18 protein-coding genes are annotated in these 26,336 nt (G+C 70.4%); 13 read left to right on the top strand and 5 right to left on the bottom strand.

What is annotated here, in order from left to right:
* Nucleotide 1: 1 nt before the first annotated feature.
* From pbpC to ssb, 3 genes are read right to left on the bottom strand one after another with little or no spacing between them, the layout of a single operon-like run.
* Nucleotides 2-2,317, bottom strand: coding sequence for a penicillin-binding protein 1C (pbpC, locus tag HYV14_08485; GenBank protein ID MBI2386037.1), 2,316 nt, complete (start codon nt 2,315-2,317; stop codon nt 2-4).
* Nucleotides 2,314-7,950: an alpha-2-macroglobulin family protein gene (locus tag HYV14_08480; GenBank protein MBI2386036.1), complete on the bottom strand. Its 5,637-nt coding sequence runs from the start codon at nt 7,948-7,950 to the stop codon at nt 2,314-2,316. The genes pbpC and HYV14_08480 overlap by 4 nt, the downstream gene beginning before the upstream one ends.
* A 53-nt stretch (nt 7,951-8,003) precedes the next feature.
* Entirely contained in the window at nt 8,004-8,450 is a 447-nt protein-coding gene (gene ssb / locus HYV14_08475) for a single-stranded DNA-binding protein (GenBank protein ID MBI2386035.1), read from the bottom strand.
* 153 nt (nt 8,451-8,603) lie between these two features.
* On the opposite strand from ssb, the gene HYV14_08470 reads away from it, so the two are divergent.
* Genes HYV14_08470 through HYV14_08460 form a run of 3 tightly spaced genes read left to right on the top strand, consistent with a single transcriptional unit; the run spans nt 8,604 to nt 13,937 of the window.
* Nucleotides 8,604-11,213: a response regulator gene (locus HYV14_08470; protein ID MBI2386034.1), complete on the top strand. Its 2,610-nt coding sequence runs from the start codon at nt 8,604-8,606 to the stop codon at nt 11,211-11,213.
* Nucleotides 11,206-13,128, top strand: coding sequence for a TonB-dependent receptor (locus HYV14_08465; GenBank protein MBI2386033.1), 1,923 nt, complete (start codon nt 11,206-11,208; stop codon nt 13,126-13,128). Before HYV14_08470 ends, HYV14_08465 begins: the two co-directional genes overlap by 8 nt.
* Nucleotides 13,128-13,937, top strand: coding sequence for a hypothetical protein (locus tag HYV14_08460; GenBank protein ID MBI2386032.1), 810 nt, complete (start codon nt 13,128-13,130; stop codon nt 13,935-13,937). Before HYV14_08465 ends, HYV14_08460 begins: the two co-directional genes overlap by 1 nt.
* On the opposite strand, the gene HYV14_08455 is transcribed toward HYV14_08460, so the two are convergent.
* Entirely contained in the window at nt 13,934-14,617 is a 684-nt protein-coding gene (locus HYV14_08455; GenBank protein ID MBI2386031.1) for an alpha/beta fold hydrolase, read from the bottom strand. The genes HYV14_08460 and HYV14_08455 overlap by 4 nt on opposite strands.
* A complete protein-coding gene (locus HYV14_08450) occupies nt 14,614-15,261 on the bottom strand; it encodes a hypothetical protein (protein ID MBI2386030.1) in 648 nt (215 codons plus the stop codon). Before HYV14_08450 ends, HYV14_08455 begins: the two co-directional genes overlap by 4 nt.
* A gap of 252 nt (nt 15,262-15,513) precedes the next feature.
* Here HYV14_08450 and HYV14_08445 point away from each other — a divergent pair, with 252 nt between their 5' ends.
* Genes HYV14_08445 through HYV14_08400 form a run of 10 tightly spaced genes read left to right on the top strand, consistent with a single transcriptional unit; the run spans nt 15,514 to nt 26,333 of the window.
* Nucleotides 15,514-15,894 carry a DoxX family protein gene (locus tag HYV14_08445; GenBank protein MBI2386029.1) on the top strand — a complete coding sequence of 127 codons (381 nt, stop codon included), beginning with the start codon at nt 15,514-15,516 and terminating at the stop codon, nt 15,892-15,894.
* Nucleotides 15,891-17,603, top strand: a complete 1,713-nt coding sequence (gene dnaX, locus HYV14_08440; protein ID MBI2386028.1) for a DNA polymerase III subunit gamma/tau — start codon at nt 15,891-15,893, stop codon at nt 17,601-17,603. Before HYV14_08445 ends, dnaX begins: the two co-directional genes overlap by 4 nt.
* A complete protein-coding gene (recR, locus tag HYV14_08435) occupies nt 17,600-18,187 on the top strand; it encodes a recombination protein RecR (GenBank protein ID MBI2386027.1) in 588 nt (195 codons plus the stop codon). The genes dnaX and recR overlap by 4 nt, the downstream gene beginning before the upstream one ends.
* A gap of 14 nt (nt 18,188-18,201) precedes the next feature.
* On the top strand, nt 18,202-19,587 hold the full coding sequence (locus HYV14_08430) for a cystathionine beta-synthase (GenBank protein ID MBI2386026.1): 1,386 nt from the start codon (nt 18,202-18,204) through the stop codon (nt 19,585-19,587).
* Nucleotides 19,587-21,071: a tetratricopeptide repeat protein gene (locus HYV14_08425; protein ID MBI2386025.1), complete on the top strand. Its 1,485-nt coding sequence runs from the start codon at nt 19,587-19,589 to the stop codon at nt 21,069-21,071. The genes HYV14_08430 and HYV14_08425 overlap by 1 nt, the downstream gene beginning before the upstream one ends.
* A 49-nt stretch (nt 21,072-21,120) precedes the next feature.
* Nucleotides 21,121-22,179 carry a thiamine pyrophosphate-dependent dehydrogenase E1 component subunit alpha gene (locus HYV14_08420; protein ID MBI2386024.1) on the top strand — a complete coding sequence of 353 codons (1,059 nt, stop codon included), beginning with the start codon at nt 21,121-21,123 and terminating at the stop codon, nt 22,177-22,179.
* A 3-nt stretch (nt 22,180-22,182) separates the two neighbouring features.
* Nucleotides 22,183-23,241: an alpha-ketoacid dehydrogenase subunit beta gene (locus HYV14_08415; protein MBI2386023.1), complete on the top strand. Its 1,059-nt coding sequence runs from the start codon at nt 22,183-22,185 to the stop codon at nt 23,239-23,241.
* A gap of 4 nt (nt 23,242-23,245) precedes the next feature.
* Entirely contained in the window at nt 23,246-24,724 is a 1,479-nt protein-coding gene (locus HYV14_08410) for a carboxypeptidase M32 (GenBank protein MBI2386022.1), read from the top strand.
* Nucleotides 24,721-25,119 carry a hypothetical protein gene (locus HYV14_08405; GenBank protein MBI2386021.1) on the top strand — a complete coding sequence of 133 codons (399 nt, stop codon included), beginning with the start codon at nt 24,721-24,723 and terminating at the stop codon, nt 25,117-25,119. Before HYV14_08410 ends, HYV14_08405 begins: the two co-directional genes overlap by 4 nt.
* Nucleotides 25,120-25,154: 35 nt before the next feature.
* Nucleotides 25,155-26,333 (top strand): cystathionine gamma-synthase, encoded by a 1,179-nt coding sequence (locus HYV14_08400; GenBank protein ID MBI2386020.1) that lies wholly within the window; start codon nt 25,155-25,157, stop codon nt 26,331-26,333.
* Nucleotides 26,334-26,336 lie beyond the last annotated feature (3 nt).

Below are 26,336 nucleotides of genomic sequence, written 5' to 3'. Positions count from 1 at the left end.
CCTACTCGCTGAACGCGACCGACACCTCCCGCGCGTCCGCGCGCCCCTGATCGTCGACGACGCGCACGGTGCTGCGTCCCGGACGGGGCGTCCAGAACAAGGGCTTGCCGGCGATCGCGCGGCCCACCAGCGCCCCGTCGGCGAACCAGTACAGCTCGCGCGCGTCCGCGTCGGCCACGGCGGACAGCGGGATCGGTCCGGGCTCGGCGGCGGCCGCGTGGTAGGTCACGCCCGACAAGGGCGAGGTGATGCGCGGCGGCGTGCCGCGCCCGGAACGGTCGGTCAGGCCGCAGGCCGGGTCGTAGGCGGGGGGCGTTCGGCGCGGGACCCCCGCCTGCCGGAAGATGCGCAGCAGGTCGGACGGCCAGAATTCGAACACCTCCGCGCGGGCGCCGGCATGACCGCAGGCCCGCCGCCCGGAGCGCTCGTCGACGAGGATCTCGCGGTGGACGTCGCACGCCGCGATCGGGGAGACGCCGGGGATGAACCAGGTCTTCGCCCGGCGCGGGCAATGCGGCCCGGGAGCCGCTCCGGACACGGCGCAGACGTCGAGGGAGACGGCCGTCAGGCCGTTCCGGCTCAGGGCGTACTCGTCGCGCATCGGGCCCCGCGCCTGCAGCGCGTCGGAGACGTCGAAGAACAGCGGCGCCGCGGCCTCCGCGCCGACGAAGGCGGGGTTGCTCTCGCCCCGGAAGTCCCCGATCCAGACGACGAGCGCGTACCGGCCGAAGACGCCGGCGGCCCAGGCGTCCCGGAAGGCCCAGGAGGTGCCGGTTTTCCAGTAGACCGGCAGGACGCCCGCGCGCCACTCCTCGCGGAACGCCTGGCGCGGCCGCGGGCTGGACCGGAGGGCGTCCATCGTGAGGAATACCGCGTCCTGCGACAGCAGCCGGGCGCCCGGCGGCTTCGGGTCGGCGGCGGCGCGGCGCAGCGGCTTGAGCTCGCCGCCGTTGCCGAGCATCGCGTAGAGACGCGCGAGGTCCTCCATGCTCGTCTCGCCCGTGCCGAGGACGAGGCCCAGGCCGTAATGCTCCGCCGGCCGGGGCAGATCGACGCCCGCGGCTCTCAAGAACCCGTGCAGGCCGGGCGGGGCGAGCCTCGACGCCAAGGCGACCGCGGGGATGTTCCGGCTCTTCACCAGCGCTTCCCGCGCGGGCAGGGGGCCCGCGAAATCTCCGTCGAAATTCTCGGGGTCGTAGGCGCCGAAGGCGGCGGGCGCGTCCTTGAGCAGGCTTTGCGGGTGGATGAGCCCTTGGTCGAAGGCCAGCGCGTAGGCGAAGGGCTTGAGCGCCGATCCCGGGGAGCGCCGCGCGGTCAGCGCGCTGACCTGTCCCGAGATGGAGGCGTCCCGGTGATCGGCCGAGCCGACGGCGGCGACGACCTCCATCGAGGTGAAGTCGACGAGCAGCGCCGCCGCGTTGCGGATGCCGTGCTCGCGGCGCCGTTCGACGTAGCCGGAGATGAGCCTCTCGAGGAGCTTCTGCGCGTCGAGGTCCAACGTCGTCACGATTCTCTCCTCGCGGGTCCGGGAGAGTACGCGGCGCGCGAAATGGGGCGCGTCGAACGGCAGGTCCCGCGGCCCGCGCACCTCCCACGGCGTCTCGAGCGCGGCGCCGCGGCGCGCGTCTCCGGGATGCAGGGCGAGCCAGCGCGCGAACAGGCGGCGGCGGGCCTCCTCCAGGGTCCGCCGGTCCGCTCTTTGCGTCCGGGTCATGGTGCGGCGGACCGGGTTCTGGGGGATCACGGCGAGCGTGATCGCCTCGCTCAGGTCGAGGCGGGACACGTCCTTGCCGAAATAGGCGAAGCTCGCCGCGCCCGCCCCCTCGATGTTCCCTCCGTAGGGGACCAGGTTGAGGTAGGCCTCGAGTATGCGGTCCTTCGGATGAAGCAGCTCGAGCTGCAGCGCGCGCGCGATCTGGAGCGCCTTCCCCGCGGGCCGGCTCGAGTCGATGCCGTACTTGAGGCGGGCCAGCTGCATGGTGATCGTCGAGGCTCCGCGGCGGCGCGTCTTCGCCCCATAGGTCGTCCACGCCGAGCGGAGAAGGGACGCGGGGTCCACCCCCGGGTGGTACCGGAAGCGCCGGTCCTCGTGGAGCAAGGTCGCCTCGACGAGGACGGGGGACATCTCGCGCAGCGGCACCCAGAGACGGTAGCGCCCGTCCGCGGCCAAGGTGAGCTGGAGCAGGCGGCCGTCGCGCGCGTACACCGCGCGCGAGAAGACGAAGCCCTCGCGCAGCGGCGCGGGACGCGGCAGCGCGGCCTTCAGCGCGGCCGCGGACAGCGCGAGGACGAGGCCCGCGGCCAGGCGCCGTTTCATCGGACCTCGATGGAGCCGGCGGAGCCGAGGGCGGACACCGAGCGGTCGTACATGGATTCGGCGAACGGGGGAGGCACGACGAAGGTCCCGCGGCCGGCGGCCTTGACGCGGTAGGACAACTCGAGGACGCTCGAGCCCGCCGAGCCGAAGAACAGCACGCGGTCCTCGCGGATGTCCTGATACTCGACGCCCGGGGGCTCGTCCGCCCGCTCCTTCCACGACGGCTCGAAGCCTCCGGGCACGAGATCGACCACCGCGAGGTTCGGGACGCGGGCGCCGTCGAGCGAGCGCACGCGCAGGCGCACCGTGTAGTCGCGGCCGAGCTCGGCCGTCGTCACAACGTGATTCGTGTCATTAAGAATCTCGCGGAGGATCTCGAGCTTCCGGCGCACGGGCTCCGCCGGGACGGCGAGGTCGTAGCCCGACTGCGTCGTCTGATGGAACAGGCGGCGCGGCGAGAGGTTCTCCACCGAGATCGCCTTCGCCGCCGGCGTGAACTCCGCTTTCGCGAACAGCCCCGGAGGCAGCGCGAGCGCGCGCCGGCCGCCGGCCTCGAGGACCTCCTCGACGCGGGCCTCGCCGGGCTTGAGTTCCCCGGCCGCCGCCGCGTACGCGTCGAGGGCCAGGATCGAGTACGCGGCCGAGAGCGAGTTGTAGCTTCCGCGCTGCAGAGGGGCGACGACGCGCAGCACCGCGTCCGCGTCGAGCTTCGCCAGCCTCGCCGGGAAATGCCGGGCGAGAAGGTACAGGTACTGCGCCTCGTGGATCGAGTCGTCGTAGAACCACTCCCAATCCGGCGTCCGCGGCTCGCCGGTCGCCACGCCGCTCATGAGGGTCTCGGCCGGTCCGTCGAGATGCAGCATCGCATAGGACGAGGAGAGATAGGCCGCGGTCAGGTCCTTCCTCCAGGCCCGGTCGCCGTCCTTGTCGAACCGGGCGCGCAGGGCGTCGATCAGCGGGGTGGTGACGCGGCCGTTGCGGGTCAGCACGTAGGCCGCGTAGGCGCGCACCCGCTGCGGCGCGTCGGTCCCCGGGTCGCCCGCGGCGACCGCGTTCAGGTAGACGAGCGAGCGCTCCAGGAGCTCCGGCGGCGCGGCGTAGCCCTTCTCCTTCACCTCGGTCAGGAAGTGCGCCGCGTACACCGCCTGGAAAGGCGAGACATGCGAGTTGGCCGCCCACATGCCGAACGCGCCGTCCTCGTTCTGGCGCGAACGCAGGATGTCGACCGCCCGGGCGAGGTTCGTCTCGACGGTCTCCGGGGCGTAGCCGAACTCCGGGCGGCGGCGCAGGATCAAGGCGGGGAACGTCTGGCTGAGCACCTGCTCGGTGCAGCCGTACGGGTAGTTCTGCAGATACTGGAGCAGGCCCTTTGCGAGGACGAGGGGAACGGGGGAGACCGAGGTCTCGAGGGCGCGGTACGAAGGGTACAGCTTGCGCGGGACGGGGGACTCCCGGCGGCCCGTCTTCAAGTGCCCGGTCACCACCGTCACCTGATAAGGCATCGACGGGCGGACGCTCAGCGACAGCTCCCGCCGGGCCGTCTCCGACGAGAAGGCCGCCTCGAAGGTCAGCCGCGCCGCGCCCAGCGCGGGACGGGAGCGGAGGCGGAACACCGCGACGGCCTCGCGGTCCTCCGCGACGGGCACGAGCTTGACGCTCTCTCCGACGACCTCGAGGTGCCCGGAGGTCTTCAGCGCGACGCGGCCGACGGCGCCCGGCCCCGAGCCCTTCACGCCGTTGGCGACGGCCACGCTCGCCTCGAACTCGTCGCCGGGGGCGACGAAGAGGGGAGCGTTGGGGGAGAGCACGATCGCCTGGCGCACGAGGACCTTCTTCTGCGCGACGCCGATCGACGACGGCTCGGCCGCGACGGCGGTGACGCGCAGCGTCCCGTTGAACGAGTCGGGCACGAGGAAGGAGACCTCCGTGCCTTCCGGGCCCGTCTCGACGATTCCCGACCAGAACACCGCGGGCTTGTCGCGGCGGCGCTTGAACGGGTTGAGGTTCTTTCCGGCCGCGTCCCAGCCGTCCTTGTCTCCTCCCGGCGCCATCACGGACATGGACAGGCGGTATTCGGGGAGGAGAAGGTCGAGCAGCTGATAGGTCCGGACCTCCAAGGCGCGCTTGCGCAGGAAATGCGCGAGCGGATCCGGCGTCCTCCAGCCCGCGGCCTGCAGGATGCCCTCGTCGGAGGCGAACACCGCGACGCGCGACCGGCGCGGCGTGCTGACGCGCAGCGAGCACCTCCGCCCGGGCTTGAGATGCTCCGGAGCGGCGAGCGTCACCGGCAGCTCCCGGCGCGAGCGGCTCACGCTGAACGCGGCGACGCCGTGGGAGAGCGGGCTCATGAAGATCTCCCGTTCATGCGGCGCGCGCAGGAAGGTGACCGCGATGTAGGCGTTGCCCTCGACGCCGTCGGGAAGCCGGATGCTCTGGGTCGAGGCGCTGGCCGAGGCCCTGAACCACTTGTGCGCGTGCACCTTGTCGCGCTCGATGGAGATCAGGCCGGCTCCGGCGTAAGGCGCCTTGATCTGCATCTCGACGAGCTCGCCCGGCGCGTAATCGGCCTTCTCCAGGCGCAGCTGCAGCTCGGCGTTCTTCTCGAGGCTGCGCGACAGGTTGCCGTGGCCGGCGACCGAATAGCGCAGGCGATTGAGCTCGGAGCCGCCCGCGTCGCGCAGCACGAGGGCGTAGTCTCCCGGGGACGAGGCGTCGAGACGCAGGGAGCGCGGGCCCGCCGGAAGCTGCAGGGTCCGGGACGAGACGAACAGCTCCTTCTTGACCGATTGATAACGGTAGAGGCCGTCGCCGCCCTTGACGAGGGCGGATACCCAGCGCTCCTCGATGAGCTGGAGCGTGATGGAGGACGCGGCGACCGCCCGCCCTTCCGGGCCGACGGCCGCCGCCGTCACCGTGCGCGTGCTCCCGCGCGGCACATAGCGCAGGTCGCCGTCGGCCTTGAGACCGATCAGGTAGGGCCGGGGCGACACGAGCACCGCCGCCTGCGCGGCGACGCCGCGGCCGCCTTCGGCCTCGAAGCCCTCCGCCGTCAGCTCGAGGCGGTAGGTGCCCTCGGCGAAGCGCTCGAGCGGCATGTCGAAGGACGCGGCGCCCTCGGCGTCCGTCTTCGCGTCGTCGAGGCCCTCCGTGAAGCTCTTCCTCGCCTCCGAGGGGTCGAAGAACGCGTAGTCCGCGAACGCCTTGAAGGACGGGGCCGCGGGGGAGAGGCGGATGCGGGCGGCGACGCGCCGCCCCTCCGCGGGCGTGCCGAACAGGTTGTGCAGGCCGATCTCCGCCCGCAGGTCCTTGGGCGAGACCCAGCCTTCGGTCCTCTCTTGGGAGAAACGCGCCGTGATCCGAAGCCGGTCCGGCAGGAACTCCTCGACGCGCACCGTCGTCGAGCCGAGCAGCGCGCCGCGGCGTCCGTCCTTGACGATGTAGACGCAGACCATGAAGCTCCCGGTCAGCCCGTTCTCCTGCGTCTGATAATCGACCGTCTCGAAGCCCGCGGCGGACAGGGACAGCTTGACCTTCTTCACCTCGAGCCCCCGCGGGTCCAGGACGGAGATCTCGATCGGCATCCCGGCGAGATCCTGGCCCCACACGGTCGGCCGCACGATGACCCCCGCGTGGAACGCCTCACCCGGACGGTACAGCCCGCGGTCGCTGAACAGGTAGGCGGACAGCTCCCGCTCCCGGCCCTTCGTCGAGTCGCCCCCGACGTCGAAGCGCGAGACGTCGAGCCGCCGATCCTGACGGTCGAACGGGAGGAAGGAGAGGTCCTCGCCGGCGCGCACGACGAAGGCCGCCGGCTTGCGCTCCCGGTTGAAGCCGGACAGGTCGGGAAGGCGCGCGCGCCCCGCCCCGTCGGTCCCCGCGCTCGCGATCGGGAGGCCGTTGACCCCGACGACCTCGACGCGCGCCCCGGGGGCCGGCTCGCCGGTCGCCAGCGACTGCACGAACACGTCCCGGGTCGCGTCGGCGTTCTCCTTGACGAGCACGCCGAGGTCGGTGACGAGGATGAAGCGCGTGTCGGCGGGGCCCGTCGCGCGATTGAGCCTCGGGTCCCAGCCCTCGGCGCGGAGGAAGAAGAGCCCGTTGCGGGCGCCGGAGGCCGGAGATTGCAGATGGGGCGTGAAGTCGAACGCGAAGAAGTGGAGCCGGTCGGGCTCGACGCGGCCGAACTCCCGCACCTCCTCGAAACGCTCGGTGATGTTGTCCTGCCCGAACGACCAGCCGCGAAAGGCGGGGTTGGCGAAGTCCCCTTCGGTCTGGCTCGCGAGATCGTTGAGCCGGCTCGAGCGCACGCGGCCCGCCTCGAGGCGTACCGCGCGCTCGCCGAGGGAGTAGAGGGAGAGCTTCTTCTCTCCCGACAGCCGCAGCAGGGCGCCCTCGTGGAGGATCTTGATCTCCCGCGGGAATCCCGGCAGGCGGACGACTGCGTCGAAGTCCTTCGCCTGCACGTAGCCCCCGTAGGCGACGAGGCCGCGCGGCGCCTTGACGTACACCGCGGCGCCCGGCGGAACCCTGAGCTTGAAGCTGTGGACGGACGGGTATTCCCTCTCGGCGGCGACCGGCGTCAAAGCCGCGGCGGTGGAGCGGGCGAGCGTCTCCGGGCCGATCTCGGACGGATCGCTCCAATGATGGTTCCGTTCGACGGGGCGTCCGGGCGCCGCGGGCCGGTCGGCGGGAAGGAGCCACGCCTTGATCCGGGCCGCGAATTCCTTCTCGCTCACGCCGCCCGAGGCCTCGACGACGAGCACCTGCTCGGGCTCGAGCCGGTCGTTGCGCACGAGCTCGGCCCGGGCGCTCTCGATCCGGAAATAGTCGTACATGCTCGGCACTCGGACCGCGGCGGAGAGCGGGGCGGGGGTCTTCGGGCCTCCGCGCACCGGGCCTACGCCGGCGGCGGCGGCGACTTCCATCATCGCCGCCTCGATCGGTATGGGCAGCGGCTCGGAGGCGACGTAGGCTTCGCCGTGGAATTTGTCGTAGGCGACGGTGAACTTATGAGGAACTCGGTCCCGGTCGAACAGGCCCTGCTTCTGGCCGCTCATGACCATGGACAGGCGCTTCTCGAACGCGTCCGTGTCGACGGGATGGCTGAAGCGGAAGGTCGCGGCGACGCGCTTCAGCGCCGGATCCCGCGGGTCCACGTGGAACTCGGAGGAGGCGAGCGTCGCGGCGAACGGCGCCGTGACGAAGCGTCCCTCCAGGCTTTCCAGGCGGACGTGCCCCGGGAAGAACCCCTGCTCGAAGCGGACCGCGTAGCCCTGGCCCGCGGGCCAGTCCTCGTCCGGGGTGAAGATCATCTCGCGGTCGCTCGCCCACGACCAGGTCCCGCGCGCGCGCGGCGCGATGGATATCCCGCGAGTCACGGACTTGCCGATGTCCTCGAGCTTCGCGGCGGAATCGGAGAACGAGATTCGGACCGGATCGGGGCGCGCCCCGTCCGTCAACGGCGTCGGCCCCGGGCCGGACGCGCTCCACGACAGGAGGCGCGGCTTCGGGCGCGAGGACGCCCACTCGTGGACCGCGACGAGGACCAGCAGCAGCGCGAGGAGCCCGGATGCCGACCGGAGCTGGCCGCCCGGTCCTTGAAACCAGCGGCGCAGCGCTCCGGTCGTGTCCATTTGGCGTCCCCCGTCGGGATTACTCCCGGGGGACGCCGGAACTTACGCTGCGGCTAGAACGGGACTTCCTCGATCGAGTCGTCGCCGACGTCGGAGGACTTCGAGGCGCCGCCCGCGGGCCGGCCCATGCCGCCGCCGGAGCCGCCTTCCTTCTTGTCGAGGAACTCGAAGTTGTCGACGACGACGACCATCTTCGAGGCCTTCTTGCCGTCTTCCTTGCCGGTCCACTCCTCGAGGACGAGGTGGCCTTCGACGAAGATCTGCTGGCCCTTCTTGAGGTTCGACTCGACGAGGTCGGCCATCTTGCGGCCGGTCTCGCGGTTGAACACCTTCAGGTCGATCCAGACGGGGACGTCTTCCCACGCGCCGGTCGACGCGTTCTTCTTCCTGTTGTTGACCGCGAAGCCGATCTTGGCGACCTTGCCGCCGTTGCTGAAGGTCTTGACCTCCGGGTCGCGGGTGAGACGGCCGATCAGCATGACTTTGTTCAGGTTCGCCATCGAGGACTCCGTGGATCCGAGATTAAACCGCCGGGGATAGGATAGCAGAGCGAGCGCCCTCTTTTTAACCGCGGCTGATTTTTAGGGGATGTGTCACTAATGTTATCATAGGCGGATGCGGAGAAAAATGTGCGACTGAGGGCGAAAGCCGCCGTGGCTTTCCTGCCATTGGCGACCGTCTTCGTCCTGGTCGTCAGCTTGGCCGCGCGGCGGGGCATCCAGGGGATCGTCCTTCAGGAGGCGGTCAGCCGAGTCCGCCCCCAGGGCGTCGAGCTCGCGGCCGGGCTGGCGCCGCTGGTCGCCGCGGGACGCGAGGCCGTCCTCCTCCCCCGGCTGCAGGCGGCGCAGGCCCAGACGGGAGCGGAGTACGTCGCGCTGTTCGACGCCTCCGGCCGGACGGTCGCCCACACGAACGTGCTGCAGACCGGCAAGCTCGCGGCGGCCGGTTCCCTGCACGAGCTCGCCACGAGGCCGGGCTGGGAGCGCGTCTCCGCCCCCGGCGGCGACCTCCTCGTCCTGTCCATCCCGGTGTTCGAGCCGATCTCCGATTTCCTGCTCTCGGCCCGGTCCGGGAACCGGCGCCTGGGCGAGCTCCAGCTCTCCCTGTCGATCGCGCGCTCCCTCGAGTCGGCGAACCGCATCGCGAACTTCGTCGCCGGCCTGGTCGGCGTCTTCTGCCTGATCGCCCTCGCGGCCGCCTTGGGCCTGATGCAGTGGCTGCTGGGGCCGGTGCGCCAGCTGTCGGAGGCGACGGCCCGCATCATGACCGGAGACTACGCGAGCAAGGTCCCCGTCGTGACGAAGGACGAGGTCGGGGAACTGGCCGCGGCCTTCAACGAGATGAGCTCGACCTTGTCGCGCACGACGGTCTCGCGCGACGAGCTCGCGAAGGCGCTCGTCGTCGCCCGCGGGACCATCGAGGCCTCGTCCGAGGGCATCCTCGTCTACGACCTGGACGGGAAGGTTTTGACCTGCAACCGGCGCTTGATGGAGATGTGGGACCTGACGCCCGAGATCCTCGCCCTCGGCCGCCCGGCGATCGTCCAGAGGGTCCGTCAGGTCATGGAAGACCCCGATTCGTTCGAGAAGAAGGCGGACGAGGCCGTTCACGACAACGAGCACGAACGGATCGACGAGCTGTGCCTCAAGAACGGCCGCGTCATCCGGAAATCGGTGCGGCCCATGTTCATCGACGGGAAGGTGTTCGCCCGCGTGCTCGCCTTCGAGGACCTGACGATGCTGCGCGAGAGCGAGCGGGCCCTGGAACGGGCGCGCGACACGGCGGTGCAGACCGCCCGGGTCAAGTCGGAGTTCCTCGCCAACATGAGCCACGAGCTGCGGACTCCGCTCAACGCCCTCGTCGGCTCCGCGGAGCTGCTGCGCGACGGCGTCCTCCAGCCCGACCAGAAAGCGCTCGTGGAGGGCGTGGATAAGGCCGCGTCCGCGCTGCTGAGCATGGTCAACGACGTGCTCGATTTTTCCAAGATCGAGGCCGGACGCCTCGCCATGGAGAAGATACCCTTCCGCCTCGGGGGCGTGCTGAAGGACGCGCTGTCGATCGCCCAGCCGCGGGCCGCCGACAAAGGCCTGGACCTGGCGTGCGAGTCCGGCGCGGCGTGCGAGGATGTCCTGCTCGGCGATCCGACGCGCCTGCGCCAGATCCTGCTGAACCTCCTCGACAACGCGGTGAAGTTCACCCCGAGGGGATCGGTGCGGCTGGACTGCCGGATCACTCCGCGCGGCGGCGACGACGTGACGCTGGAGATCGTCATCGCGGACACGGGCATCGGGATCGAGCCCGAGGTCCTTCCTCGCGTCTTCGGCGCCTTCACCCAGGCCGACAGCTCGACGGCGCGCCGCTTCGGCGGCACGGGCCTCGGCCTTTCCATCTCCAAGAGCCTCGTCGAGCTCCTCGGCGGGACCATCGGGGCCGACAGCGAGCCGGGCAAGGGCTCGACCTTCTGGGTGCGCCTGCCGTTCGAGCGGGCTTCGTCCTCCCCGGAGGGCGCCGCTCCCGTCGAGGAGCGGGGCGTCCGCCCGTCCGCCGTGTCCCGCCGGGACCGCCAGCGCGTGCTGATCGTGGAGGACAACGCGATCAACCGCCGCCTGCTCCTCATGCAGATCGGCAAGCTGGGCCGCCCGGCGGACGCGGCGGCCAACGGAGAGGACGCCCTCGAGGCGATCGGCCGGAACGAGTACGGCCTGATCCTGATGGACTGCCAGATGCCCGGCGTCGACGGGTACGAAGCGACGCGCCTCCTGCGCGAGGCGGAGTCCGGGCGGCGGCGGGTGCCGGTCGTGGCCCTGACCGCCCACGCCGGCGAGAGCGACCGCGCGCGCTGCCTGGCCGCGGGCATGGACGATTACCTGCCCAAGCCGGCGACGCTCGACGACCTGTCCGCGGTCCTCGATCGCTGGGACCGGCCGTTCGACGAGACCGCGGCCAAGGCGTACGCGGCGCTGGCCGCGACCGACGACGCCTCCTTCCGGGGCCTCCTCGGGGAGTTCATCGAGGACTCCTCCGCCCGCCTGCGTCAGGCGCGCGCGGCGGCCGAGGCGGGCGACCGCGCCGCGATGTCCGCGCAGGTCCACGCGGTCAAGGGCGCGGCGGCGTCGCTGGGCGCGCGGGGCTTGCGCGAGCTGTGCCGCCGCGTCGAGCTCGCGGAGGAAGCGGGGCAGGGCGCCGAGGTCGCGTCGCTGCTGGCTCAGGCCGAGCACGAGGTGGGACGCATCCGCGAGGCGGAGGGCGCGCTGCATGCGTAGGCCCGCGCCGACGACGCTCGCCCTCCTCCTGGCCCTGCTCGCCCCGCCGGCGGCGGCCCAGAGCGACAAGGCGAAGGAAGCGTTCCGCTTCTTCGCCGAGGAAGGCCGCGCTTCGACCGCGCTGCGGCGCGTCTCGCCGACGCAGGGGTCTCCGGTGCCGGTGGACGTGATCACGGCCGAGGAGATCGCCGCCTCCGGAGCCTTGCACCTGTGGGACCTGCTGCGCTTCCGCGTGGGGCTCGACGTGATCGAGGGGCGCTCGAGCGCCGGCTCCAACCGGGCCGTGGTGTCGGTGCGCGGCATCCCCCGCGACGGGACCCACGAGCTCCTGGTGCTGCTCGACGGACGCAGCGTCTACGACCCGCTGGGGGGCGCGACCTTATGGGAACGGATCCCCGTGCAGCTCCAGGACATCGAGCGCATCGAGATCGTGCGCGGGCCCAACGCCGCCCTGTACGGCTCGAACGCGGGCCTGGGCGTCATCAACATCATCACGCGCCGTCCCGCCGCGCCGCGGCTGGGCCAGGCGACGGTCAAGGGAGGGACCCAGCGCACGGGCGAGCTTTCCGCCGCGGGCGAGGCGGCCGGCGAGCGCGGCGGGCTGCGCCTGAGCGCGACCTCCCGCGCCGAGGGGGGCGCGCCGACCGTGGCGGACCCCTACACGCAGGGCCACGACTTCCTCCATAAGCACTCCGGCGATCTTCGCGGCTGGACGCGCCTCGGCGACGGCCGGCTCGAGCTGCTGTCGGGCATCGCCGCTCAGAGCTTCGGGAAGACCAGCGCCAACCTGCCGCAGCAGGGCGACCTGTCGCATTATCAGACCGTCCGCCTGGAAAGCCCGACGGGGCCCGACTCGACCTTGGAGCTGCGCGTCTCCCGCAACGAGTCGATCTCCCGCGAATACTCGGGCGGGAGCGGCCTCGACACGAGCACGCGCTTCTGGCAGTACGACGCCGAGGGCTTCCACACCGTGGCATGGGGCGGCGGGCGCCTGCACACGACCTACGGCGCCGCCTGGCGCTACGCCGCCTCGCGATCCAGCTACCTTTACGGCGCGACCCCGCTGCAGGCCAACCGCACCATGCGCGGCTTCCTGCACCAGTCGATCCAGGTCCTGCCCACCGTCAGCGTCATGGGCGGCCTCAACCACGAGACGGCCAACGTCGGCGGCTACCACAAGGATTTTCAGGGCGCCCTGCTCTGGGCCCCCGTCGAGGAGCACTCCTTCCGGGCCTCCTACGCCCGCGCGAACATCAAGCCGCAGATCCTGCATCGCTACGCCGATTTCTTCTCGAACGGCGGGTTCGTGCACGTCGCGGGCAACCCGGACCTGAAGCCGTCTCCGCTGACGAACTACGAGGCCGGCTGGCGCGGCCTGTTCCTCGACAGGGCCCTGACTTTGGAGCTGACCGGCTTCTACACCGAGATCCGGGACCACATCAACCTCGACGCGGCCAACGGTCCCGCCGCCGTCAACTTCACCTACGACAACACCAACACGGTGGCCCTGCGCGGGCTCGAGGCGGGGCTGCGCTGGCGCCCCGGACCGGGGCGGTCCTTCTACTCCAACTACACGCAGGAGACCGTCGCCGACCAGGACGGGCACGCGATCTATCTGAACACGACGCCGCGCCACAAGGTGAACCTGGGCTTCGACTGGGCTCTCCCGTTCCAGCTGCGCGCGTCCATGAACGCCGGCTGGAAGGACGCCTACAAGGCCGACTCGACCTCGGGAGCGGCGCAGGAGTACGTGCACGCCTTCTGGCGCGTGGACGCGCGCGTGTCCTGGTCCCCGGCGTCCTGGCTCGAGCTGTTCGTCGCCGGGCAGAACCTGGAGCAGGCCTATCGGCGCGAGTACGTCGACGGCCTGCTCGTCCCGCGGCGCATCCAAGGCGGCGCGACGGTGAGGTTCTGATGCGCGCCGCGCTGCTCGCCGTGCTGCTCCTGGCCCCCGCGGCGGCCCGCGCCGCGGAGGCGCTGGTCGTGCTCAGCGAGCCGCTCTCGCCGTCCTTTCGCGAGGCGCTCGACGGCTTCCTCGCCGAATGGGGGCAGTCGGTCGACACCGCGTCCGCCGGACGGGCCTTGCCTCCGGGACAGCCCGGCGTGGTCATCGCGTTCGGCGGGCGCGCCGCGTCGCGGGCGCGCAAGACGGGGGCGCCGATGGTCGTCGCGCTCGCTCCGGGCTACCGGGACGAAGGCCGCGCGGCCGCGACGGTCCGCGTGGCGATGACCCCTTCGCCGGAGCGCTTCATCAGCGCGCTGTCGGCGGCCGGCGTGCGCCGCCTGCTCGCGGTGCGCGCGGTCGCCGGGGAGCCGGAGTTCCTCCAGCGCGCGTCCGCCGCGGGCGCGCGGGCCGGCATCCGCATCGACGAAGGCCTGCTCGCGGAACCCGACGGCCTGCCGCATCTCCTGCGGAAGGAAGGGGTGCTCGCGGACGCGGTGTGGCTGGCGCCGGACCCCGGCTCGGTGACCCCGGAGAACTTCGGCGTCGTTCGGGAGTTCTCCCGGGCGCGCTCGCTGCCGTTCTTCGCCCCCGCGGCGGGCCTCGTCATGGACGAGGTGCGCGGCGACCTGACCGTCTCCTTCCGCGAATGCGGCCGGGAGGCCGCGCGCGCGGCCCGGGAGCTGCTCGCCGGACGAGCCACGGCGCAGACCGTCTACCCGCCCCCGACGGCCGACACGACGGCGGTCCTGCTGTCGACCTCTGCTCCCCCGAGCCGTTAGCGCGGGGAGGCGGCGGCGGCCGTCCAGGCCGCGACGTGTTCGAAGGTCTCGGGATCCTCGAACATCTGCACGCCGTGGCCGGCCGGAGGGTAGAGCGCGGCCGCGGCCTTGGCCGCCTCGAGCTCCCGGACGCCGATGAGGGAGTAGCCGTCGGCCGGAGACGCGGCGGCAAGGGTCTTGAGCCCTTTGCGCGTCCTCAGCGTCACCCCGCGATACTGGCTCGCCGGGGACAGCAGGAGCAGGAACGGGGCGGACTTGCGTTCCGCGGCGACGATCGAGGCGAGGTTGGCGCCGATCGAGGCGCCGCCGAAGGCGATGCGCTCGTCGGGCACGCCCCGGGCCTTGAGCCAGGCGGCCGCGGCGCGCAGGTCCTCGGCGGCGGCGGGCCAGGAGAGCCGGGCGTCGAAGCCGGTGAAGTCCGTCGAGCCCGGGGGCCCGCGGCGGCTTCCGGCGTGGCCGCGAAGGTCGAGCGCGAGCGTGCCCACGCCCTTGGCCGCCAAGGCCTCGGCGAAGCGCGTCCATTCGACGCCGGCGCTGCCCACGCCGTGGGCGAGGACCACGGTCGCCTTGCCTTTGGCCGCGGGGCGATAGGACGCCGAGATCGACCAGCCGTCCTTCGTCGCGAAGCTCACGGCCTGTGCCGCCGCGAGGGCGACGGCGGCCGCCGCGGAGGCGGTCACCGGCATCGCATCGCCAGCTCGTAGCCGGCGTTGTACACCGCAAACACCGAGTCCTGCACGCGCACGATGCTGCGCATGAGCTCCTCGGTCTTGTTGCTGAAGTTCTTGTCGTTGGCCCAGTTGTTCTCGATGACGACGGCGCGGACGGCGGTCATGTCGGTGTATAAAGCGTTCAGGGTCAGCTGCAGCTGCTGGACCTGGCCGAGGATCAGGAGGCCGGTCTGGTACATCTCCGGGTCGGGGAGCGCCTGAGACTGGGCGATGCGCTGGCGGGCGGTCAGGTAATAGAGGTTCTGGCGCACCTGGTCGCACCCGGTCGTCAGCGTCTCGAAGTTGTTGATGATCGTGTCGAGGCTGGGCTGGGGGTCGGGCTGGGCGTAGGCGTAGCGCAGGTTGTCGCCCTGGGCCTTCACGTATTGATGGATCTGCGCGAGGTTGGCCACCTGCTGCGCGACCTGGCCGGCGATGGCCTTCATCACCGGGATCATCATCGGGTCGCTCTGCTGGCGCGCCATGCGGTCGCGCGCCGTCAGCAGGGCGTCCCAGAAGAAGCGTTCCTGCCAAAGGGTCGGAGCTTGGCTATCAATAGCCGCCGCGGGAAGGGCGGACGCGAGGAACAGGGCGGCGAGGGCGATTCGGCGCATCAGCCTTAGTATAACGGATAAACCACAAAGACACCAAGACGCAAAGAGCTCCAAATTCACGGGATTTTATCCCCCAATACCGCCAGCGCCGGCGGTGCCGCACGGTCGGAGGGATCGTTCGATTGTCTTGAGATAAAACTGTCTCCCAGCCTGCGACTCAAACCCGCCCCGTGAACTTGGAGACAAAGAGCGCCGACGACTCGGCGTCTTTGTGTCTTTGTGGTTCAGCGGTTTCTTTGTTAACATCAACGGATGGACACCGACGACGTTCTCGCCCTGGTGGGACGGCTGTTCGTCGCCATCATCTTCCTCGCCTCGGCGTTCGGCAAGATCACGAATTTCGACGGGACTCTGCAGTTCATGGAGTCGCACGGCATGCCGGCGGTGAACCTCCTCTGCGCGGGAGCGATCGCGGTGGAGGCGCTCGGGGCGATCGCGGTCATCCTCGGCTACAAGACCCGCTGGGGCGCGGCCGCGCTCGCGGCGTACCTCGTCGCCGCGACCTGGGTGTTCCACACCGGCCCCGACCAGCGCATCCAGCTCCTGAAGAACCTCGCGATCCTGGGCGGCCTGCTCAACCTCATCGCCCGCGGCCCGGGCGGCATCAGCCTCGAGGGCGGGGGGAAGGCGTGAGCAAGGAAAAGCCGGCCGCCCATCAGGTCCTCGCCCGCAAGTATCGCCCGAAGGGCTTCGAGGAGCTCGTCGGCCAGCCCGCCGTCTCTCAGACCCTCGCCAACGCGCTGACGACCAAGCGCGTCCATCACGCGTACCTGTTCACCGGCCCGCGCGGCTGCGGCAAGACGACGACGGCCCGCATCCTCGCCAAGGCGCTCAACTGCGAGAAGGGTCCGACGCCGACGCCCTGCGACGAGTGCTCCTCCTGCCGCGAGATCGCGCTGTCCTCGAGCCTCGACGTGCTCGAGATGGACGCCGCCTCGCACACCGGCGTCGACGACGTGCGCGAGGTGATCATCGAGACCGTGGCGCTCGCCCCGACGCGCGACCGCTACAAGGTCTTCATCATCGACGAGACGCACATGCTCTCGAACTCGGCGTTCAACGCGCTCCTCAAGACCATCGAGGAGCCGCCGCCGCACGTCGTGTTCATCCTCTCCACCACCGAGGTGCACAAGGTCCCCGCGACGATCGCCTCCCGCTGCCAGCGCTTCAAGTTCCGCCCCGTCGGGCCGGAGCCCCTGGCCGAGTACCTCTCGGGGATCGCCAAGAAGGAGAAGATCTCCGTCGAGCCGGAGGCGCTGGCCCTGCTGGCGCGCGCCGCCGAAGGATCCCTGCGGGACGCCATCAGCCTGCTCGACCAGTGCCGATCGGCCGGCGAGGGCAAGGTCACCGTCGACTCGGTGCGCGAGATGTTCGGCTTCGTCCCCCAGGATCTGCTGATCGGCGTGGCGGGCGCGCTGCTCGCGCGCGACCCCAAGGCGCTCGCGGGCTGGCTCAAGAAGATCTACGAGGAGGGCGTCGAGCCCGCGCAGCTGATCAAGGACCTGCGCGCCGCGATCGAGGGCGTCTACCTCGTCAAGCTCGGCGCGGGCGAGCCCGTCGACGCCCTGTGGACCAAGGCGCTCGACGGGGCCTCGGCCGACGCCCTCGGCTTCCTGATGCGGCGCCTCAACCGCGCGCTCGAGGAGCTCCGCTACGGCGACTCCCCGCGCCTGGCGCTCGAGCTCGGCCTGTTCTCCGCGATCGAAGCCGCGCACGATCTCGGCGCCTGGGTCGCCCGCCTCGAGGCGCTCGAGAAGCGCCTCGCCGCCGGCGGCGGCGGCAGCGGCCTGTCGCCCGCGCCGGCCCTGACGCCGCGCGCGATCCCTCCGTCGGAGACGCCGCGCCCCGTCACGGCCAAGCCTCTCGAAGGCGCCCCGGCGACTATCCTTGAGGATAGTCGTGGAGCGGCGCCCGCCCCGGGTATGGGAGCGATATCTTGGCCGGCGCTCATCGAGGCGGTCTCGAAGACGAAGATCACCTTGGGCTCCGCGCTCGAGCGCGCCAAGGGCGAGCCCGTCGGGAGCGGCTACCGCATCACCTTCCCGAAGGCCTTCGACCTCGACATGGCGAAGCGCTCGGCCTCGATCCTGGAGTCGGCCCTGCAGGCTTTGGCGGGACGCCCGGTGGCGCTCGAGCTCGCGCTCGGCGCGGCCGACGCGCCCGCGGTCAGCGAGATCGTCGACCGCGGCATGCCCGAGCCCGCGACGGGCGTCGACGCCCCTCCCGGCACGCGCTGGAAGGACATCGGCGAGGGCGCTCCCGGCGCCGGCACCGGCGGCCTGAAGAACGCCGAGGGAGTGTTCGGCGGCAAGGCCAGGATCATCAAGAAGCCGCAGTCATGAAAGCCTTCGAGAAGCTGATCGGATCCCTGAAGCGCCTGCCGGGCGTCGGGCCGAAGCAGGCCGAGCGCTTCGCCATCCACCTCCTGCGCGCGCCGCGCACCGAGGTCGAGGGCCTCGTCGACGCGCTGCGCGAGGCCAAGGCCGGGGTGCGCCTGTGCGCGCGCTGCCTCGACTTCACGGACAAGGAGGTCTGCCGCCTCTGCTCCGACCCCGCGCGCGACGCCGGGCTCATCTGCGTCGTCGAGGAGACCCAGGACCTGGCGGCGCTCGAGCGCTCGCGCGCCTTCGGCGGCCTCTATCACGTCCTTCACGGCTCGCTGGCCCCGCTCGACGGCGTCGGCCCCGACCGCATCAAGGCCAAGGAGCTCGTCGAGCGCGTGCGCGCCGGCGGCATCCGCGAGATCGTGCTCGCCACCGATCCCGACACCGAGGGCGAGGCGACCGCCCTGTATCTCGCCCAGATCTTAAAGCCCTTCCCGGTCAAGGTCACGCGCATCGCGCACGGCGTGCCGCTGGGGGGCGACCTCGACTACCTCGACGAGCGCACCCTGTCGTACGCCTTGTCGGGACGCCGGGAAGTCTAGCGAAGGAGCCCATCATGCGCTATGAAAACGTGCTCGAAGCCATCGGCAACACGCCGCTGATCCGTCTCAACCGCCTCGCGAAAGGGCTCAAGCCCAAGATCTACGTGAAGGCCGAGTTCATGAACCCCGGCGGCTCGGTCAAGGACCGCATCGGCGTGGCGATGATCGACGACGCCGAGCGCAAGGGCCTGCTCAAGCCCGGGGGCACCATCGTCGAGGGCACGTCGGGCAACACCGGCATCGGCCTGGCGCTCGTCGCCGCCCTGCGCGGCTACAAGCTCATCTTCACCATCACCGACAAGCAGTCGCGCGAGAAGATCAATCTATTGAAGGCGTTGGGCGCGGAAGTGATCGTCTGCCCGACCGCCGTCGAGCCCGAGGATCCCCGCTCCTACTACTCCGTCGCCGACAAGATGACCGCCGAGATCCCCGGCGCCTACCACCCGAACCAGTACGAGAACCCGGAGAACCCCAAGGTCCACTACCGCACGACGGGCCCCGAGATCTGGACCGACACCGAGGGCGAGATCACGCACTTCGTCGCCGGCATGGGCACGGGCGGCACGATCTCCGGCGTGGCGAAGTACCTCAAGGAGCAGAACCCGAAGATCAAGATCATCGGCTCCGATCCCGTCGGCTCCCTGTACTACGACAAGATCGTCCACAACAAGCTCGGCGTCGCGAAGCCCTACGTGGTCGAGGGCATCGGCGAGGATTTTTTCCCGGGCACGATGGACCTCGAGTGCGTCGACGACGTGATCGTCACGCCGGACAAGGACTGCTTCCTGATGACGCGCAAGCTCGCGACGATGGAGGGCATCCTCACCGGCGGCTCCGGCGGCTCGGCGGTGGTGGCCGGCCTCGAGTACGCGAAGAAGCTCACGGAAAAAGACTTCATGGTCATCCTCGTGCCCGACACGGGCATGCGCTACCTCTCCAAGATCTACAACGACGAGTGGATGAAGGAGAACCAGTACTTCGAGAGCGAGGTGCACCTCAAGGTCGCCGACATCCTCGCCTCCAAGCGCAAGCACGGCAAGGGCGGCAAGCTCGCGACCGTCAAGCCCACGGACAAGATGTTCGCGGCGATGGCGCTGATGCGCAAGCTCGACATCTCCCAGCTGCCCGTCTTCGAGAAGGACAAGGTCGTCGGGACCGTCATGGAGGACGAGATCCTCGGCCACATGCTCAAGGGCCGCGACATCAAGAAGATGATCGTGCGCGAGGCGATGACCCAGGCGCTGCCCGTGCTCGCCCCCGAGGCGCGCGTCGAGTCCGTCCTGCGCTACTTCACCCCCGACCGTCCGGCCGTCCTGGTCAAGACGGGCAAGTCGTCCTACGACATCGTGACCAAGTACGACGTCGTCAACGCCGTATCCCGCGCCTCGGAGAACCTCTGATGAAGATATTCCTTCCGCTCCTGCTGCTGTGCGCCGTCGCGACCTTCGCCGAAGACGGCGCGGACGGGGCCCTCGTCGTCCCGGCGGCGGACGCGGAGGCGGCTCCCGCCGCCCCCGCCGCCGAGGTCGTCGAGGCGCCGAAGGCCGCGGCGCCGGAGGAGCCGGCTGATCTTCCGCGCCCGTCGATGCTCGAGGATAAAAAGGAAGAAGCCAAACCCGAGCCGAAACCCGAGCCGAAGCCTGAGCCGAAGCCCGAGCCGAAGGCCGAGCCCAAGCCGGTTCCCGCGGCCGCCAAGGCCGCCGGCCCCGACGAGGAGTTCGCGTTCGCCAAGGCCGCGGCCGAGGACGCCGAGGGCAAGGTCTCCGAGGCCTCGATGGAGGAGCTCGCCGTCTTCGTGCGCCGCCACCCCGCCTCCGAGCAGGCCCCCGAGGCCATGCTCCTGCTGGCGGGCCTGCGCCAGAAGAACGGCGACTGGCAGGTCGCCACCGCTTCCTTGCTCCGTCTCCTTTATGAGTACCCGGACACGAAGGTCGGCCTGCGCGCGAAGTCCGACTATCTGACCGTGGTGGACAAGAAGGCGTCGCGCCGGCACCGCCCTATCCTCAACGAGCTCGTGAAGCTGCCCGAGACCGCCGACAAGGCCGACCGCCTGTCCGCGCTCTGGCAGAAGCTCGCGCAGCTCGCCCCCGACGCGCTGTACGAGCCTGTCGCCGCGGAGATACGCGACTTCACCGTGCGCTTCCCCGGCCACAAGGACGGCGACAAGCTCCAGGCGGCGCTGGCGCGGCTCCACGCCGCCAACGACAAGCCCGCGGCGGCCCTCCTGTCCTGGCGCAAGCTGCTCGCGCTGTTCCCGGAGAGCCCCGCGCGGGCGCAGGCTCAGATGGCCGTCGGCGATCTGCTCGCGGACGCCCTGCGCGACCCGAAGAAGGCGATCGACGCCTATCAGGAGCTCGTGGAGAAGTATCCGAAGGCGCCCGAGGTCCAGGCCGCCCTCGAGAACTCGGCCCGGCTCTTCGACGAGAAGCTGCGCCAGTACGCGCTCGCCGTGGAGATGCACGAGCGGATCGTCAAGCTGTTCCCGAAGACGCCCGCTTCTCTTGCGTCCCTCAAGGCGATCGCCAAGCTTCAGCGCGACCGCCTGAACGCCTCCGACGACGCGGTGAAGACCTTGATGCGGCTGTCCTCCATGCACGGCGGCCAGGACGGCATCGACGCCCTTCTGCAGGCGGCCGACTACGCACGCCGCGATCTGAAGGATTTCACCCGCCAGGCCGAGATACTGCGCAAGGTGTCCGACGACTACGCCGGCGCCAAGGAGGCGCCGCAGGCCCTGTACGACGCCGCCGGCGTCTACGAGGACTCGGTCAAGGACAACGCCAAGGCGATCGAGCTATACAAGGAAGTCGGGGACAAGTTCCCGTCCCACAAGCTCGCCAAGAAGGGCTCCGACCGGGCCGCCAAGCTCGGAACGGCGAACTAGCGGTCGGGACCTATTGAGGGGGGGCTCCGGATTTCCTAGAATGGCTCTGATGCCCACCGCCAAGGCCGCCAAGACTTCCGCCAAAACCGCCCCCGCCGCCGACGCCTATAAAAAGCTCGGCGCCGCCAAGCTCCTCAAGATCCACGAATTGATGGTCCGCGCCCGCCTCCTGGAAGAGCGCCTCATCAAGATGAGCAAGGGCGGCGACGGGTTCTTCTGGATCGGCGGCCCCGGCGAGGAGGCCTTCAACGTGCCCCTGGGCCTGCAGATCAAGAAGGGCCACGGCGTCAACTACGATTTCCTGCACCTGCATTACCGCTCGGCGGCCATCGTGCTCTCGATGGGCGCCGAGCCGATCGACTCGGTCCGCCAGATGCGCTCGGTCGGGACCGACCCGTACTCGAAGGGCCGCAACTTCGTCAACCATTACGCGATCCCGGAGTACAACGTCGTGCCCATCTCGCCGACGATCGAGACGCAGTACTCGACGGCGATCGGCACCGGCATCGCCCAGGCGCGCGCCAAGACGGACGCGATCACCATCGTCAACGGCGGCGACGCCGGCACGGCCGAGGGCGACTTCCACTCCTGCCTGGTCTGGGCCAACCGCCCGGCGCTCCCGCTCCCGGTCCTGATCATCGTCGTCAACAACGGCTGGGGAATCTCGACCGAGATGAAGACCCAGCACGGCGAGAAGAACATCTCCGACTGGGCGAAGGCGTTCCCGGACATGCCCGGCCGGACCATCGACGGCAACGACGTCCTCGAGTCCTGGAACGCGATCGAGGAGGCGATGGCCTACGTCCGCAAGCATCGCCGGCCCTATCTCCTCGAGGCGAAGTGCAGCCGCCTGTACGGCCACTCCTCGTCCTCCGGCGCCAACCGCATCCCCGAGACGGACTGCATCGCCCTGCTCGAGGACAAGCTCGTCAAGCACGGCGTCGTCAAGGTGGACGGCATCAAGAAGGTGTGGGAGCGGGAGATGCTCGCGCTCGACGAGGCCCACAAGCAGGTCAAGGCCGAGGCCTTCCCCGCCGTCGAGACGGTGTGGGAGGACGTGTTCGCCGACGGCCTGCCCCCGTCCTATCCGACGAAGGGAGGCAGCTGACCCATGGCCAACATGGCGCAGGCCATCCGCATGGCCCTCCACTACGGCGAGCAGAACCTCGGGGTCACCGAGATCTTCGGCGAGGACGTCGGCCCGCCGCTGGGCGGCGTGTTCACCGCGACGCAGGGCCTGGAGAACGCCTGGAACAGCCCGCTCGACGAGCGCGGCATCATAGGAGCGGCGCTGGGTCTCGCGTGGGCGGGCGGACGTCCCGTCGCCGAGATCCAGTTCGTCGACTACATCTTCAACGTCGTCGACATGCTCAAGCTCGCCGCCAACGGCCACTGGTCGTCGGGCGGGCGCTACAAGACGCCGCTGGTCGTGATGACCCCGACCGGCTCCGGCATCCACGGCAGCATGTACCACTCCCACTCGTTCGACTCCGTCGCGAGCAAGCTCCACGGCATGAAGGTCGTCTGCCCCTCGACGCCGCTCGACGCCTACGGGCTGATGATCGCGGCGATCAAGAGCAACGACCCCGTCCTCTACCTCAAGCCCAAGGCCCTGCTGCGCTCCAAGGGCGAGGAGCTCATACCCGGCGAGCCCGCCGACGAGAAGCTGCTCCACGGGATGATCGACGCGCCGCTCGGCGATCGCACGAAGTGGAAGGCGACCTGGCCGAAGCTGACCGACTACACCGTCGAGATCGGCAAGGCGAAGGTCTCCCACGCCGGAGCCGACGCGACCGTCGTCACCCACGGCCGCATGGCCCCGATCTGCCTGGACGTCGCGCGCCGCCTCAAGGCCGAGGGCAAGGGCTCGCTCGAGGTCATCGACCTGCGCTCGCTGATCCCCTACGACTGGGAGGCGATCAAGGCCTCGGTCAAGAAGACCGGCCGCGTCGTCTTCGTCAACGAGGAGACCGAGATCACCAATTTCGCCGAGCACCTCATCCGCCGCCTGGTCGACGAGTGCTTCTACGAGCTCAAGGTCCGCCCGCGCCTGCTCGCCGGGAAGGCCACGCCGGGCATCGCCCTGTCGCCGAACCTCGAGTACTTCATCCAGCCCCAGGCGAAGGACGTCGAGCGCGCCGTCTCCGAGCTGCTCGCCGACCCGGCGTAGACCGGTGACGCCGGCCTATCGCGCCCTGCTCGAGCGGCTGCGCTCCTTCAGCGCGCTGACGAAAGCCGAGGGCCTCCTCGCCTGGGACCACGCCGTCATGATGCCCCCGGCCGGCGCCGCCTCCCGCGCCGAGGCCTGCGCCGCCGTCGGCTCCGCGATGCACGCCCTGATCGCGGGCGAGGACTTCGGCCGCCTGCTCGACGCGGCGGAGGCGGAGAAGCCCGCCGGCGCGACCGAGGCCGCGATGCTCCGCTGGTCCCGGCGCGAGTTCGAGCGGCGCCGCCGCGTCCCCGCGGCGCTGGTCGAAGAACTCGCCCGCCACGCCGCCCTCAGCCACGGTCTCTGGGTGGAGGCCCGGGCCAAGAGCGACTTCGCCCTGTTCCGCCCCGCCCTCGAGAAGATGTTCGAGCTCAAGCGCCGCCAGGCCGAGGCGCTCGCGCCGTCCGGCGACCTGTACGACGCCTGGCTCCAGGAGTTCGAGCCGGGCATGACCACGGGCGAGGCGGCGGCCCTGCTCGGCGCGATCCGCGAGGGGCTGGCCCCTCTGGCCAAGGCAGTCCTCGCCCGGGGCGCGGACGCGCCCGCCCTGAGCGGACGCTTCCCCGTCGACGCGCAGAGGCGCCTCGGCGAGCTCGCGGTGCGCGAGATGGGCTTCGACCTCACCCGCGGGCGGCTCGACGTCGCCGCCCACCCGTTCTGCTGCTTCCTCGGCCGCGGCGACGTGCGCCTGACCACGCGCTACCACGAGGAGCTGCCGTTCTCGAGCCTGTACTCGTGCCTGCACGAGGCCGGCCACGGCCTCTACGAGCAGGGCGTCTCCCCGGAGCTCGACGGCACCCCGCTCGGCACCGGGGCGACGATGGCGATGCACGAGTCCCAGTCGCGCCTCTGGGAGAACGTCGTCGGCCGCAGCCGCGGCTTCTGGAGGCGCTGGACGCCGCGCTTCCATGAGGCCTTCCCGCAGACGCGCGGCCTCGGCCCCGAGGACTTCTACCGCGCCGTCAACCAAGTGTCCGCCTCCTTCATCCGCGTCGAGGCCGACGAGCTGACCTACGGCCTGCACGTGATCCTGCGCTTCGAGCTCGAGCGCGACCTCCTGGCCGGCCGCCTGCGCGCCGCCGAGCTGCCCGAGGCGTGGAACGCGAAGATGAAGGCCTCCCTCGGCGTCGTCCCGCCCGACGACGCGCGCGGCGTGCTGCAGGACGTGCACTGGGCGGAGGGCCTCATCGGCTACTTCCCGACCTACGCGATCGGCAACGCGATCTCGCTGCAGCTCTGGGAGGCGGCGCTCAAGGCCCGCCCGGGCATCGAGGCCGAGATCGAGGGCGGCGGCGCGCCGTCCCTGCTCTCCTGGCTCGTCGAGAACGTCCACTCCCGCGGCAAGACCGGCACCGCCCGGGAGATCGTGACCGCGGCGACGGGCGGGCCGCTCGACCCCGCTCCCTACCTGCGCTACATGAAGGGCAAGTACGGCGCGCTATGACCAAGATCGGCATCGAGCTTCACGACTCGACGATCGAAGCCCTCGCGATCGAGGACGGCGACCTCGTCCTGAACTGCGTCGTCTACGTCCACGAGTCGGGGGATCCGGGCGTCGCGGCCGGGACCGGCCGCTTCCACGACGCCGTCATCCGCGTCAAGGACTTCGAGTGCGAGCGCGAGGAGTTCGAGTTCCCGCTCCTCCTCGACGGCGGCAGCCTCGTGCTCAACGGGCGCAAGTTCGACGACATCCTGCCCTACCCTCTCGACGAGGAAGGCGAGACGGCCCTGCTCCTCGAGCCGGGGGAATCGAGCGAGTTCCTCATCCGCGGCTCGGGCATCGAGATCGAGCTTCACGGCCCGCAGGGCGAGATCGAGGCCTTCGCCGGCGCCTCCTGAGGCCGCGGTCCCGTCAAATTGCTAGAATCGGCCTCATGAGCACCTCCGACGACAAAGCCCTCGGCTTCTCGACGCGCGCCGTCCACGCCGGCCAGTCCCCCGATCCTTCCACCGGCGCGATCATGACTCCCGTCTACCTGACCTCGACCTACGTCCAGGAGTGGCCGGAGAAGCATAAAGGCTTCGATTACGCCAGGACGGTCCATCCCACCCGCAACGCCCTGCAAAAAAATCTGGCGTCGTTGGAAGGGGCCGCCTTCGGGTTATGCTTCGCCTCCGGCATGGCCGCCACTTCGACGATCATCGAGGCCTTGTCGTCCGGCGACCACGTCGTCTGCGGCAACGATCTCTATGGCGGCACCTACCGGGTCTTCACGAAAGTGTTCGCTCGTTTCGGAGTCGCCTTCACCTTCGTCGACACGACCGACCTGAACGCCGTCGAGGCCGCCTTCACGCCGGACACGAAGCTCGTCTGGATCGAGACCCCGTCCAATCCGCTGCTGAAGATCACCGACATCCGCGCCCTCGCCAAGCTGGCTCACGCCAAGAAGGCCAAGCTCGTCGTGGACAACACCTTCGCGTCCCCGGCGCTCCAGCGCCCGCTGTCCCTCGGCGCCGACGTCGTGGTCCACTCGACGACGAAGTACATCGGCGGCCACTCCGACGTCGTCGGCGGCGCGATCCTCCTGAACGACGAGGCCCTGCACAAGGAATACAAGTTCCTGCAGAACGCCGTCGGCGCCGTGCCCGGTCCCCTCGACTGCTTCCTGCTCCTGCGCGGCACGAAGACCTTGGCCCTGCGCGTCGAGCGTCATTGCCGGAGCGCGATGACCGTCGCCAAGCACCTTCTGTCCCACCCGGAGGTCGCCAAGGTCTACTACCCCGGCCTGCCGGCCCACGCGGGCCACGAGGTCGCCGAAGGCCAGATGTCCGGCTTCGGCGGCATGATCTCCTTCGAGCTCAAGGGGGACATGGAGCGGGCCAAGCGCATGATCTCGTCCTGCGGGATCTTCTCCCTGGCCGAGAGCCTGGGCGGCGTCGAGTCCTTGATCGGCCATCCCGCGTCGATGACGCACGGCTCGATCCCGCGCGAGGAGCGCCTGAAGGCGGGACTCGGCGACGGGCTGATCCGTCTCTCCGTGGGCATCGAGGACGTGGCGGACCTCGTCGCCGACCTCGACCGCGCGATCAACCGCAGCCTGACCGCGAAGTAGGGT

The sequence above is a fragment of the Elusimicrobiota bacterium genome, from assembly GCA_016182905.1.
Classification (GTDB): domain Bacteria; phylum Elusimicrobiota; class Elusimicrobia; order UBA1565; family UBA9628; genus GWA2-66-18.
This window is presented reverse-complemented; position numbering and strand designations above follow the sequence as displayed.

Excerpts from the sequence above, each read along its gene's own strand:
- HYV14_08420 (MBI2386024.1), top strand. The coding sequence starts at position 21,121 with ATGCCCACCGCCAAGGCCGCCAAGACTTCCGCCAAAACCGCCCCCGCC.
- HYV14_08480 (MBI2386036.1), bottom strand. The coding sequence starts at position 7,950 with ATGGACACGACCGGAGCGCTGCGCCGCTGGTTTCAAGGACCGGGCGGC.
- recR (MBI2386027.1), top strand. The coding sequence starts at position 17,600 with ATGAAAGCCTTCGAGAAGCTGATCGGATCCCTGAAGCGCCTGCCGGGC.
- HYV14_08430 (MBI2386026.1), top strand. The coding sequence starts at position 18,202 with ATGCGCTATGAAAACGTGCTCGAAGCCATCGGCAACACGCCGCTGATC.
- HYV14_08405 (MBI2386021.1), top strand. The coding sequence starts at position 24,721 with ATGACCAAGATCGGCATCGAGCTTCACGACTCGACGATCGAAGCCCTC.
- HYV14_08465 (MBI2386033.1), top strand. The coding sequence starts at position 11,206 with ATGCGTAGGCCCGCGCCGACGACGCTCGCCCTCCTCCTGGCCCTGCTC.
- HYV14_08415 (MBI2386023.1), top strand. The coding sequence starts at position 22,183 with ATGGCCAACATGGCGCAGGCCATCCGCATGGCCCTCCACTACGGCGAG.
- HYV14_08445 (MBI2386029.1), top strand. The coding sequence starts at position 15,514 with ATGGACACCGACGACGTTCTCGCCCTGGTGGGACGGCTGTTCGTCGCC.
- HYV14_08460 (MBI2386032.1), top strand. The coding sequence starts at position 13,128 with ATGCGCGCCGCGCTGCTCGCCGTGCTGCTCCTGGCCCCCGCGGCGGCC.
- pbpC (MBI2386037.1), bottom strand. The coding sequence starts at position 2,317 with ATGAAACGGCGCCTGGCCGCGGGCCTCGTCCTCGCGCTGTCCGCGGCC.
- HYV14_08400 (MBI2386020.1), top strand. The coding sequence starts at position 25,155 with ATGAGCACCTCCGACGACAAAGCCCTCGGCTTCTCGACGCGCGCCGTC.
- ssb (MBI2386035.1), bottom strand. The coding sequence starts at position 8,450 with ATGGCGAACCTGAACAAAGTCATGCTGATCGGCCGTCTCACCCGCGAC.
- HYV14_08450 (MBI2386030.1), bottom strand. The coding sequence starts at position 15,261 with ATGCGCCGAATCGCCCTCGCCGCCCTGTTCCTCGCGTCCGCCCTTCCC.
- HYV14_08425 (MBI2386025.1), top strand. The coding sequence starts at position 19,587 with ATGAAGATATTCCTTCCGCTCCTGCTGCTGTGCGCCGTCGCGACCTTC.